At 57.8% G+C, this 12,211-nt stretch carries 11 protein-coding genes; 6 read left to right on the top strand and 5 right to left on the bottom strand.

What is annotated here, in order from left to right; all coding sequences use genetic code 11:
* Nucleotides 1-107 precede the first annotated feature (107 nt).
* The 5 genes from bioD to ACF8YQ_RS12390 all read left to right on the top strand — a co-directional run bounded on the left by bioD (nucleotide 108) and on the right by ACF8YQ_RS12390 (nucleotide 5,897).
* Nucleotides 108-812, top strand: a complete 705-nt coding sequence (gene bioD, locus ACF8YQ_RS12410) for a dethiobiotin synthase (RefSeq protein ID WP_011786198.1) — start codon at nucleotides 108-110, stop codon at nucleotides 810-812.
* 51 nt (nucleotides 813-863) lie between these two features.
* Nucleotides 864-1,109, top strand: coding sequence for a flagellar basal body rod C-terminal domain-containing protein (locus tag ACF8YQ_RS12405; RefSeq protein ID WP_011786197.1), 246 nt, complete (start codon nucleotides 864-866; stop codon nucleotides 1,107-1,109).
* A gap of 11 nt (nucleotides 1,110-1,120) precedes the next feature.
* Entirely contained in the window at nucleotides 1,121-1,837 is a 717-nt protein-coding gene (locus ACF8YQ_RS12400; RefSeq protein WP_396621566.1) for a putative metalloprotease CJM1_0395 family protein, read from the top strand.
* 249 nt (nucleotides 1,838-2,086) lie between these two features.
* The gene (locus ACF8YQ_RS12395) at nucleotides 2,087-3,886 is read left to right on the top strand and encodes an acyl-CoA dehydrogenase C-terminal domain-containing protein (protein ID WP_396621565.1); all 1,800 of its coding nucleotides are present in this window, start codon (nucleotides 2,087-2,089) and stop codon (nucleotides 3,884-3,886) included.
* A gap of 220 nt (nucleotides 3,887-4,106) precedes the next feature.
* Nucleotides 4,107-5,897 (top strand): acyl-CoA dehydrogenase C-terminal domain-containing protein, encoded by a 1,791-nt coding sequence (locus tag ACF8YQ_RS12390; protein ID WP_396621564.1) that lies wholly within the window; start codon nucleotides 4,107-4,109, stop codon nucleotides 5,895-5,897.
* A gap of 202 nt (nucleotides 5,898-6,099) precedes the next feature.
* Here the strand turns inward: ACF8YQ_RS12390 and ACF8YQ_RS12385 are convergent, their stop codons facing one another.
* The 5 genes from ACF8YQ_RS12385 to leuS form a co-directional block, all read right to left on the bottom strand.
* Nucleotides 6,100-6,735, bottom strand: a complete 636-nt coding sequence (locus ACF8YQ_RS12385; protein WP_224849993.1) for an endonuclease — start codon at nucleotides 6,733-6,735, stop codon at nucleotides 6,100-6,102.
* A 189-nt stretch (nucleotides 6,736-6,924) separates the two neighbouring features.
* The gene (locus tag ACF8YQ_RS12380; RefSeq protein WP_014422133.1) at nucleotides 6,925-7,188 is read right to left on the bottom strand and encodes a hypothetical protein; all 264 of its coding nucleotides are present in this window, start codon (nucleotides 7,186-7,188) and stop codon (nucleotides 6,925-6,927) included.
* A gap of 103 nt (nucleotides 7,189-7,291) precedes the next feature.
* Nucleotides 7,292-8,305 (bottom strand): DNA polymerase III subunit delta, encoded by a 1,014-nt coding sequence (holA, locus tag ACF8YQ_RS12375; RefSeq protein WP_226595659.1) that lies wholly within the window; start codon nucleotides 8,303-8,305, stop codon nucleotides 7,292-7,294.
* Complete coding sequence (lptE, locus tag ACF8YQ_RS12370; RefSeq protein WP_396621563.1) at nucleotides 8,302-8,877, bottom strand: LPS assembly lipoprotein LptE; 576 nt, start codon at nucleotides 8,875-8,877, stop codon at nucleotides 8,302-8,304. The genes holA and lptE overlap by 4 nt, the downstream gene beginning before the upstream one ends.
* Nucleotide 8,878: 1 nt before the next feature.
* Complete coding sequence (gene leuS, locus ACF8YQ_RS12365) at nucleotides 8,879-11,464, bottom strand: leucine--tRNA ligase (protein ID WP_396623303.1); 2,586 nt, start codon at nucleotides 11,462-11,464, stop codon at nucleotides 8,879-8,881.
* A gap of 151 nt (nucleotides 11,465-11,615) precedes the next feature.
* Between leuS and ACF8YQ_RS12360 the strand changes: the two genes are divergently transcribed.
* Complete coding sequence (locus ACF8YQ_RS12360) at nucleotides 11,616-12,164, top strand: zinc ribbon-containing protein (protein WP_199452346.1); 549 nt, start codon at nucleotides 11,616-11,618, stop codon at nucleotides 12,162-12,164.
* Nucleotides 12,165-12,211: the final 47 nt, after the last annotated feature.

Here is a 12,211-nt window from a genome sequence, read left to right as displayed (position 1 = left end):
GGGACAGCAATCTGTGATTGCTGGCTGGACCCGCTTGCGGGTGCTTGTAGCGTGTCCTGGAAGGAGAAGTGGCACCCTCGCTTGCGCCAAAAGTAGGAATATAAAGCATGGCGAAACATACTTTCTTCGTTACAGGCACCGACACCGGCGTCGGCAAAACCATTGTCTCCGCCGCCATTCTCGAGGCAGCCAAAGCCGCCGGCAAACGTACCCTGGCCATGAAGCCTATCGCTTCCGGCTGCGACCAGACACCTGAAGGCCTGAGAAACGAAGACGCCCTGATGTTGCAGGCCGCCATCACCGAAAAACTTCCGTACGACACCATCAACCCCATCGCCCTGGAACCAGCCATTGCCCCCCACGTAGCTGCCCAGCAGGCCGGAAAACAGGTCACCGCCCAGCGAATCGTCGGGTTTTGTCGTGGCATGCAGATCCGCCCCGCCGATCTTCTGCTGATCGAAGGCGCCGGTGGCTGGCGAGTACCACTCAATGATCGGGAAACCTACGCAGCGGTGCCGGGAGAGTTGAAACTGCCGGTGATACTGGTTGTGCCGCTGCAACTGGGCTGTATCAATCATGCCATGCTCAGCGCCGAAGCGATTCGCGCCGACGGATTGGTTGTTGCAGGCTGGGTAGGTAACCATCCCGAAGAACAGGTGATGAGTTGCGAACAGGATACCCTGAACTACCTGTCCACCCACCTCGGCGCCCCTTGCCTCGGTGTGCTTCCCTGGTTGGAAAATACCGATACCGCCGAGATGCCGGCGATCCTGTCTCGGTATCTGAATATCACACCGCTGATTGAAAATTGACCAGAAATGTGAGTTAATCAGGTCAAAGGTTCGTCACAGGAATGGCTGCTCATGATCAACAACACACTTGCTATCGGGATTCAGGGTATCCAGGACGGCATGGTGGGCATGGAGAACGCGGCCCGGAAAATTGCCCGAGGTGGCGTTGACGGTCCTCAGGGCTCAGCGGAGGGCGCTGGAAATCTGGTGGAACCCATGATCGACCTGAAACTATACGAGCGCAGCGTCGAGGCCTCTGCTCAGGTCGTTAAAACCGCCGATGAAACGCTGGGTACCCTGCTGGATATTCGCGCCTGAGCCAGGTTTCTGTGAACGTATTCTCCTCAATCGCTCCCATCTTCTCCGGCTCTCCCACCGGTGTGTCCGCGCCGGTCGCAGGCAGTGGCCGAACACCGGAGGCTTCCGGTGAAAAGCCTGCCAGCGGCGATACTTCATCAACCTCAAAATCGGTTGAGCAGTCTTCCGAAGGACGAAAATCCGACCAGTCTTCCGAATCACGCTCTGACGAGCGCGAGAATCCGCAAGGCCTGACCGATGAAGAGCTGAAGCAGCTGACTGATCTCAAAGCCCGGGACAGGGAAGTGCGTGCTCACGAGGCGGCACATCAGGCCGTTGGTGGGCAGTACGCGGGTGCTATGTCGTTTACCTACCAGCGAGGGCCGGATGGCGCCCAGTATGCGGTAGGCGGTGAAGTTCCCATTGATGTTTCGCCGGTGGCGGGGGATCCTCAGGCTACCATTGAAAAAATGCGCGTGGTGCGGGCTGCTGCCATGGCTCCTGCCCAGCCCTCCGGTCAGGATCGCGCTGTTGCCGCCCAGGCCATGCAGACCATGTTGCAGGCACAGTCGGAGCTGGCGGCAGGTGAGGGCGAATCCCGGACGGCGGAAGCCTCTGCCCGTGTTGAGGGAAGCCAGGGTGATGTTCGCAGTGCCCGTTCCCGCGAGGCAGAAGAGAGCTACCGCAATGTCTCTGCCATGGCTGGCGACTCCCGCTATTCCGAGTCTGTGACTTCCCTGTTCGCCTGATCGCTTCGTCTGGCCTTTCTCTTTGTCTTCCCGTTTTCTCCGGGCCTTTCTGCCCTGAAAATTTACTGATCGAACACAAAACCAACACAAATTTCCGTCAAGGCTATTGACAATTCTGTGCCTCAAAACGTATGTTTCAAACAAGTGTTTAATTAAGGCCGTGATGCGGTGCATCATGGTGTCTGAGCAAACCCGAGGCCAGAAGCTGTAAACCCGTTTCAGCTGAGACCCAGAACCGAGGTGGATTCCATGCCTGAATACAAAGCGCCCCTGCGTGACATTAAATTCGTAATGAACGAGCTGCTGAACAGCGAGCAGCACTACGCCAATCTGGAAGGTGCCGAAGATGCAACTCCGGATATGGTTGATGCCATTATCCAGGAAGGTGCGAAATTCTGTGAGCAGGTACTGTCTCCGCTGAACCAGGTGGGTGATCAGGAAGGCTGTACCTGGAGCGAAGACGGCGTGAAAACCCCGACCGGCTTCAAAGAAGCGTACCAGCAGTACGTTGAAGGTGGCTGGCCGTCCATGACTGCCGATCCCAACTACGGTGGCCAGGGCCTGCCGCATTCCATCGGCCTGGTTATCAGCGAAATGGTTGGCACCTCTAACTGGTCCTGGGGTATGTACCCGGGCCTGAGCCACGGTGCCACCAACACGATCGAAGCCCACGGCACTGAAGAGCAGAAGCAGACCTACCTGACCAAGCTGATCAGCGGTGAGTGGACCGGTACCATGTGTCTGACCGAGCCGCATTGTGGTTCTGACCTGGGCACCCTGCGCACCAAGGCCGAGCCGAACGCTGATGGCAGCTACAGCATCACCGGTACCAAGATCTTCATCTCTGCCGGCGAGCACGACATGGCTGAGAACATCGTTCACATCGTACTGGCTCGTCTGCCGGGTGCTCCGGACGGCACCAAGGGTATCTCCCTGTTTATCGTGCCCAAGCAGTTGCCGAACGAAGACGGTTCTGCCGGTGAGCGCAACTCGGTTTCCTGTGGCTCCCTGGAGCACAAGATGGGTATTCACGGTAACGCGACCTGTGTGATGAACTTCGACGGTGCCAAGGGCTGGCTGATCGGGCCGGAGAACAAAGGCCTGAACTGCATGTTCACCTTCATGAACACTGCCCGTATCGGTACTGCTATCCAGGGCCTGGGTTCTGCCGAGCTGGGCTTCCAGGGTTCCCTGGCCTACGCCAAGGAGCGTCTGGCTATGCGTTCCCTGAGCGGTCCGAAGAATCCGGACGGCATCGCTGACCCGATCATCGTGCACCCGGACGTACGCCGCATGCTGCTGACTCAGAAAGTTGTGGCCGAAGGCGCCCGTGCTCTGATCTACCTGGCTGGCCAGCAAGTGGACGTGGTTCACTCTGGCAAGACTGAGGAAGAGCGCAAGCACGCTGACGCGCTGCTGGGCTTCCTGACCCCGATCGCCAAGGCATTCCTGACCGAGATCGGTTACGAGTCTGCCAACCTGGGTATGCAGGTATTCGGTGGTCACGGCTTCATCACCGAGTGGGGCATGGAGCAGAACGTTCGTGATTCCCGCATCGGCATGATCTACGAGGGTACCACCGGTATCCAGGCGCTGGATCTGCTGGGCCGTAAGGTTCTGATGACCCAGGGTGAAGCTCTGAAAGTGTTCACCAAGCAGGTTCACGTCTTCTGCAAAGAGAACGCAGACAACGAGCAGCTGAAAGAATTCATCGAGCCGCTGGCTGCGATCAACAAGGAGTGGGGCGATCTGACCATGAAGGTTGGTATGACCGCCATGAAGAACCGCGAGGAAGTCGGTGCTGCTGCTGTGGACTACCTGATGTACTCCGGTTATGCGGTCTTCGCTTACCTGTGGGCCCGCATGGCCAAGGTAGCACTGGACAAGATGGCCGAAGGCACCTCTGAGGAGATGTTCTACAACGCCAAGGTTCAGTCTGCACGCTTCTACTTCAAGCGTCTGCTGCCGCGCACCCGGACCCACGCAGAAACCATGCTGGCCGGTGCAGACAGCCTGCTGGATATGCCGGAAGAAGCCTTCGCTATCTAAGGCGGGGTTGCTATCTGGTTGATGGCACTGAGAAAGCCCGTTCTCCCGCAGGAGGCGGGCTTTTTTCATGAGTTGCCGGCGTGTTTTGAGGTAGAATAGCGCGCCATAGAACAACAACCTTGTTTCGGACACATAGCCGAGCGGGTGGGCTCCGACCTCCAACAGAAGAGGCATCAACACCGCCCCCCAAGTGACTGACTGAATTTCTGGAGAGTTTTACATGGCTGATTATCAGGCACCCCTTCGTGACATGCGTTTCGTTCTGAACGAAGTGTTTGACGCACCCTCCCTGTGGGCGTCACTGCCAAAGATTGCAGAAAACGTAGATCCCGACACCGCTGACGCCATCCTTGAAGAAGCGGGCAAGATCACCAGCGGCGTGCTGGCGCCCCTGAACCGCGAAGCCGACGAACAGGGCTGTAAGTGGAACGAAGGCGAAGTTTCCACGCCGGAAGGGTTCAAAGAAGCCTACCAGACCATCGTGGAAGGTGGATGGAATGGTTTGGGCGGTAACCCGGACTTCGGTGGTATGGGTATGCCGAAGACGCTGGTGGCCCAGTTTGAAGAAATGATGCAGGGCGCCAACATGGCCTTCGGTCTGGCTCCGATGCTGACCGCCGGCGCCTGCCTGGCCCTGGATGCCCACGGCAGCCAGGAGCTGAAAGAAAAGTACCTGCCGAACATGTACTCCGGCGTCTGGTCCGGTGCAATGGATCTGACTGAGCCCCACGCCGGAACCGATCTGGGTATTATCCGGACCAAAGCTGAACCGAGCGACGACGGCTCCTTCAACATCACCGGCACCAAGATTTTCATCACTTGGGGCGAGCATGACATGGCGGAGAATATTATCCACCTGGTGCTGGCCAAACTGCCGGACGCGCCGAAAGGCCCGAAGGGTATTTCTCTGTTCCTGGTGCCCAAGTTCATGGTGAACGACGACGGTTCCCTGGGCGAGCGTAACCAGTTCAGCTGTGGTTCCATCGAGAAGAAGATGGGTATCAAAGGCTCCGCCACCTGCGTGATGAACTTTGACGGTGCCAAAGGCTGGCTGGTTGGTGAAGAAAACAAAGGCCTGGCCGCCATGTTCACCATGATGAACTACGAGCGACTGGGTGTGGGCATCCAGGGCATTGGGGCCGCCGAAGCGTCCCTGCAGAGCGCCCGCGAATACGCCAACGAGCGTATCCAGAGCCGTGCGCCGACTGGTGCCCAGCAGCCCGAAAAAGCCGCTGACCCGATCCTGGTACACCCGGACGTACGCCGCATGCTGCTGACCATGAAGAGCTATGTGGAAGGCGGCCGTGCCTTCTCTACCTACGTAGCCCAGTGGCTGGATATTTCCAAGTACTCCCAGGACGATGAACAGCGCAAACACGCCGAAGGCATGGTTGCCCTGCTGACCCCCGTCGCCAAGGCCTTCCTGACCGACCGCGGCCTGGAAACCACCATCATCGGCCAGCAGGTCTTTGGTGGCCACGGCTTCATCCGCGAGTGGGGCCAGGAGCAGCTGGTACGCGACTGCCGCATCACCCAGATCTACGAGGGTACCAACGGCATCCAGGCCATGGACCTGATGGGTCGTAAAGTGGTGGGCAGCCAAGGCAAGCTGTACGAACTGTTCGCTCAGGACGTTGCCACCTTCATCGAAGCCAACAGCAGCGACGAAGCCCTGCGCCCCTACCTTGAGCCGCTGGCGGCCTCCCTGGAGCGCCTGTCAGACGTTACCGAGCACGTGGTGAACCAAGCGGCTAACAACCCGGAAGCCATTGGTGCCGCAGCCGTCGATTACCTCGATATGTTCGGCTACACCGCTCTGGCGTACATGTGGGCCAAAGTGGTCAAAGCTGCCGCTCCGAAAGCCGAGGGCGATACCTCTGGCTTCTATACCGGTAAAGTCAAGACTGCTCGCTTCTACTTCGATCGCCTGTTGCCAAAGACCGTGTCTCTGGCCGAAGGCATTCGCAGTGGCAGCGACGCCATGATGGCGCCGGCTGCTAACGAAATCTGATCAGATTTCTGAAGCAGAAATGAAAAAAGCAGGCCTCGATGGCCTGCTTTTTTTATGGATGCTATTAACTCAGGTTTGGGCCAGGAGGTGGGGTAGAGCTTTCCGAAACCTTGTGGAGCCAGGGATGGCGGAACAGAGCGTACATGGAAGTATTTACAGCGTGTTTCGGAAAGCTCTACCCCGCCTCCCGGCTTGCGTCAGTCTATAGACGTTCTATCAGTCCCGGATTCACCACAAACGGATTCTCATTGCCCTGAATTTCGGCAATTCGCTTATGCCGGCTCAACTCCCGGTCATCCGGAGGATCCAGTTTGCTCCAGCCCTTGAACACCGGTGTGGCCCCCAGCCAGGGCAGGCCATAAGTATCCACCATATAGGCCATGGTGCGGGCAACGTCGCCTTTAACCCGCTCTGGGGGTTCAAAGAACTGGGCGCTTTCACGGATTCCGCAATCATCGGCGCCCGTGGTTTCGCCAAGGTTTTCATACCGGGCGTTACGCCGCCGCATTTCAACCCGGGTTCGTACCGGCACCATATTGTGAAGGTCAGACGTAATCTGCCGATAACGATTGTCCTGGCGACACTGGGAGGTGGTTCCGCAGTCCAGGGCAGTGCGAATGTCGGCAAGTGGATAGACGTAGCCATCGGTCATGACAAACCCTTTGCCGGTGAAGGGCGCATCACAGAAGAACGACGAGCCACCGTCGGCATACAGGTTGCCCCAGAATTCATTATCAATGACCGTTTGAGGGTCGCTGAAACGGGTGTTCTGGCCCACGACCATGCCAGCGGTAAGTGAGAAAGTCAGGGTGACAGAGAGTGCGATTATTTTTTTCATATGACCGTTATACCTCACAGCACGTGTCATACGCCGTGGCCAGCCAGACGGCTGGTTGATGGCAAAATGAACAGTTCGACGAAATTATGACGAACTGTTCAGTCTTTACTGTGAAGTATGGCACAGAGGTAGTGAGACAAAAGCCCCTGTGCGCGGAGAGATGTGTCTATTTGTTAACCAGTTAACGCTTTATTTCAGTTTGTTACGGATGTTCTGATATCCAGTTTTCAGATCTTCACCCAGCTTTCGGGCGGTTTCCCTGGCCTCATTGCTGGCATTCTCGGCATCATGGAAAATCTGATCCAGCTTTGACCGGAACCGATCCCAATCCTGCTCCAGATCGTCCCATTCGTCTTTTACATCTTCCCTTGCAAGGTGCAACTGAACGCGCGCCTCGTCACGATATTGCTTGATCTTGTCGGACAGCTTGTTGAAATCGTCTTGCAGACTCATGGTATTTCTCCTTCCCTGATGAGTTGGGAGTTTTACAATGCGCCCGAACGTGAAAAAGTGTCAAGTCCCTGAGCGGGCCGGTGTTATCCCGCTTTGATTCAGATCAGCTGGCCCGCTTGCCGGCCAGAATAAGGGAGAGATCCCGGAGGTGATGCCAGGGGGAAAGATCATCGAAGCCCTTGGCAGCCCGATCAATCAGACTACAAAGGTTGATTGCCTGGTGTAACTGGGCCAGTGAAAGTCTTCGAGCCGCTTGCTGGACGGCGGACGAGCGCTTTGGCTGGAAAACGCCGCGCTTTTTCAGAAAGCCCGCGGGGTTTTCTCCACCGGGCAAGGCGGTTTTAAGCTCAACAATAAGATGAAGGTCACGAACGAGCACAGTGAGTAGTCCAAGAGGATTTTCGCCCTCCTGCTCCAGCACCCCGATCATGCGGCCGGCATGAACCGCCTTGCCGGATAGCAGTTCCGTGACCAGTTCAAAGCCGTTGAACCTGGCACTATCCTGTACGGCCTGTTCCACCGTCTCTTCATCGATGGTTTTGCCGTTGGTGAGCAGCGTCAGACGGTCCAGCTCCTGGCTGGCGGCCAGCAGATTGCCCTCCAGGCGCTCTGCAAGAATACCGAGTGCTCCACGTGTCAGGCTGAGGCCTTTTGCGGTGGCCCGTTGCTGCAACCATCCGGGAAACTTGTCTCCCTCGACCGGCCAGAGCGGAACGTGCACGCCATGGCCCTGAAGTTCCTTGTACCATTTGCGCTTGGTTTCGGCGGCATCCAGTCTGGCGCTGATCAGCAATAGAATGACGTCTTCCGGCGGGGATTGCAGTACCTGCTCCAGAACCCGGCGGCCATCGCCAAGTTTGCCGGTGGGCAGATGAATCTCAATGCGACGTTTTTCAGCGAACAGGGACAGGGCGTTGCATTCGTCAGCAACCGTATTCCAGTCGAACTGATTGTCTGCGTGAAAGGTGAGCCGGTCCAGATAGCCAGCTTCACGGGCGGCGGCGCGGATCTGGTCACAGCATTCCTGAACCAGCAGGGGTTCATCGCCGGAGATCAGGTAAACCGAAGCCAGGCCTTTCTTCAGAAGTTGCGGGAGTTGGCCGGGCTGGGTTTTCATGGTGATTCAGGCTCCCCGCCATCGACGGTGTGTTCCTGAACCAGGGCATCAATTCGTTGCCGGGACATGGGCGCCAGCCGGAAGATCACCTGCTGGGCAAGGCGATCGCCCAATTGTTGCCGCAATTCGTCTTCCTCGCGCTGTTTGGCGAGTACATTGGTCTCGTCGTAGCGGTAGGTTTCACTGGCGTTCAGGTCGGTGGTGGCAATCAGCGGGATCTGGTCCTTGGTCACCAGCTCCATGGCGACCGTGTGGCGCAGAATGTACTCAGCCGCCGCTGCCTGTGCGGTAATGGCTGAAGCCCGGCGGTCCTGGCGGTAGTCCGACAGGCGCAGCAGGTAGTCTGCCTGGCCCGGATTCCGCAGCTCGATGCCACCGAGCTCCAGCTGCTCATGCAGAGACTGGCAGAACTGTCCGGGCAGGGAGGACGGGCAGTCAATAGCCAGGGGTTGCAGGGCAGCCGGAACGGGGGAGCTGCCCCGTAACTGAAAGCCACAGCCGGTCAGGGTGAGCAGCGAGGCAAGCAGTGCCAGAAGGCCCAGCTTTTTCAGTTCAGGGGCAGGGCCGGGCATCTTAGTTAGCCACCACGTTCACGAGTTTGCCAGGCACAACGATCACTTTGCGTACGGTCTTGCCGTCGGTGAAACGCATGACGTTTTCGTTCTCCAGGGCAAGCTTCTCCAGATCTGCCTTGCCAATATCCGCCGGTACGTTCTCCTTGGCCCGGACCTTGCCGTTCACCTGCAGAACCACCTCGATTTCGCTGCGAACCATGGCGCTTTCATCGGCAACCGGCCAGGAGGCGTCGACCACCGTGTCGGAGTGCCCCAGGGCCTGCCAAAGGTTGTGACAGATGTGCGGGACAATGGGTGACAGCACCAGTACTGCGGTATCCAGGGCTTCCTGGCGAACCGCTCGGCTCTGGGGCTCGTCATCACTGAGGCGGCCGACCTCATTGAGCAGCTCCATCACCGCGGCAATGGCGGTATTGAAGGTCAGGCGGCGGCTGATGTCATCGCTGACTTTGGCGATGGTTTCGTGGGTCTTGCGGCGCAGGTCTTTCTGAGCACCATTGAGGCTGGCAGGATCAACCGCCGGAGCTTCGCCACTGGCGGTATGCTCATTGACCATCCGCCACAGTCGTTTGAGGAAGCGATGGGCGCCCTCAACGCCGCTGTCGGACCACTCCAGCGACTGCTCAGGTGGTGCCGCAAACATCATGAACAGCCGCACGGTGTCGGCACCGTGCTGATCGATGATGGCCTGGGGATCGATGCCGTTGTTCTTGGATTTGGACATCTTGGTAACGCCACCGATTTCCACAGGCTCGCCGTCCGATTTCAGCACCGCTCGCACTACCTGGCCCTTGCCATCGCGCTCAACCGTCACATCGGCCGGGTTGAACCAGGTTTTCCCGCCATTTGCTTCATTGCGGTAGTAGGTCTCGGCCAGAACCATGCCCTGGGTCAGCAGGCGCTTGAATGGCTCGGAACTGTTCACCAGACCAACGTCGCGCAGCAGCTTGTGGAAGAACCGGGCATACAGCAGGTGCAGAATCGCGTGCTCGATGCCGCCGATGTACTGGTCGACTGGCAGCCAGTAATTGGCGGCAGCCGGGTCCAGCATGCCCTTGTCGTAGTTCGGGCTGCAGAAACGGGCGTAATACCAGGAGGACTCCATGAAGGTATCGAAGGTATCGGTTTCCAGGGTTGCGGGTTGGCCGTTGTATTCGGTCTTGCACCACTCCGGATCAGCTTTGATTGGCGACTGGACGCCGTCCATTTCAACGTCTTCGGGCAGACGAACCGGCAGCTGGTCGTCCGGTACCGGCATTTCGGTGCCGTCTTCCAGCGTCATCATCGGGATGGGCGCACCCCAGTAGCGCTGACGGGACACACCCCAGTCGCGCAGACGGTAGTTCACAGTACGTTTGCCAATTCCCTGGGCTTCAAGATAATCCGCGATTTCCTCAAAAGCTTCTTCGCTGGTCAGGCCGCTGTATTTGCCGGAAGACACCAGAACACCTTTCTCGGTGAAGGCCTGCTCCTGGATATCGATATCGCGGCTGTCGTTCGGTGCAATCACCTGTTTGATGGGCAGCTTGTACTTGACGGCAAACTCGTGATCCCGTTCATCATGGCCGGGAACCGCCATCAGGGCTCCGGTGCCGTAGTCCGTGAGTACAAAGTTGGCGACCCAGACCGGGATTTCTTCCTGGGTCAGCGGGTGAATGGCCTTGAAGCCGGTATCTATACCTTTCTTTTCCATGGTCGCTAGCTCGGCTTCGGCCACCTTGCTGTTACGGCACTGGTCGACAAACTCGGCCACATCGCGGTGGCGCTCGGCCGCCGCCTTGGCCAGCGGATGCTCTGCGGCCACTGCCATGTAACTCACGCCCATCAGGGTGTCCGGGCGGGTGGTGTACACGGTCAGGCCGTCGTCACTGTCTTTCAGGGGGAAGGTCAGCTCGGTACCCACCGATTTGCCGATCCAGTTGCGCTGCATGGTCTTGACCTGCTCGGGCCAGCCTTCCATGTCTTCCAGATCGTTCAGCAGTTCTTCCGCGTAGTCGGTAATGCGAATGAACCACTGAGGAATTTTTTTCTGTTCGACCAGCGCACCGGAGCGCCAGCCCCGACCGTCAACCACTTGCTCGTTGGCCAGCACGGTCTGGTCAACCGGGTCCCAGTTGACGGTGGACATTTTCTTGTACACCAGGCCCTTCTCGTAGAGGCGGGCGAAGAACCACTGTTCCCAGCGATAGTATTCCGGGTCGCAGGTGGCCAGTTCGCGGCTCCAGTCGTAGCCAAACCCCAGCTGCTTGAGCTGGTTCTTCATGTAATCAATGTTGGAGCGGGTCCACTTGGCCGGTGCAGACTTGTTGGCAATCGCGGCATTTTCGGCAGGCAGGCCGAAAGCGTCCCAACCCATGGGCTGCATTACATTCTTGCCCTGCATACGCTGGTAGCGGGAAATCACGTCACCGATGGTGTAGTTGCGGACGTGGCCCATATGCAGCTTGCCGCTGGGGTAGGGGAACATGGACAGGCAGTAGTACTTGGGCTTGCCCGGCTCTTCCTTGACCTTGAAGGTCTCGTTGGTTTCCCAGAAAGTGCGGGCGGTCTGTTCTACTTCACGTGGGTTGTATTGTTCGTCCATTCCTGCCATTGCCAAAAGTACCCTGTGTGAAAAGGATGTTCGAGAAAAGGCCGAACATTCTAACGCACACGCGGCTTAACAGGTAGTCTGCCAATTCCGTGGGTTTGTGCCAGACTGAGAGTATGGTGAAAGGTGCAGATAAGGAGCCCAAATGAGCGAGCCAGAACGCAGTCACCTCTCCGGAAAAGCCCTTGAGGTTTACGACCGAATGCTTGAGCGGGTACAGATACGCCTGCATGAGCTACAGGAAACGTCGTTGCAGACGCTGGAGGAAGAAGTTCAGAAAGCGATAGAAGTGGAATACGAGATCGAGGAAATGACCCGGGAAGAAGCGGATCTGCTCGGGGCGTATCTTCAGCGGGATCTGGAGCACCTGTTGCATTTCGTGGAGGAGACCGGCGAAGGCCTGGGAGAATGGCTGCAACTGGATATCGCATTACTGGAACACACCCTGGCAGACCGGCTTCTCTCGGTGGCCGATCAGACCCTGGTTGATACTCTGGAACTGAAGCAGAAGCTGGAGAATCAGGACGTCAGTCACTATATCTCCGGTGAAGTGGCCACGGCGGGTATGTTCCGGTGCATGAACTGCAGCCACATGCTTTGTCTGACCAAGACCAGCCACCTGCATCCCTGCGAGGCCTGCGGCTCCCATTACTTTGAGCGGGTAACCAGCCGCTGGCCACCGAAAGAAAGCTGAAGCCATCGCCTCGAGCCTGCAAGCCATTTGAGCGGCAGGCTCAAGGC

This window comes from Marinobacter sp. W-8 (assembly GCF_044342215.1).
GTDB classification, from domain to species: Bacteria; Pseudomonadota; Gammaproteobacteria; order Pseudomonadales; family Oleiphilaceae; genus Marinobacter; species Marinobacter nauticus.
Note: the sequence above shows the minus strand (reverse complement) of the source record. Positions and strands in the feature narration are given on the sequence as shown.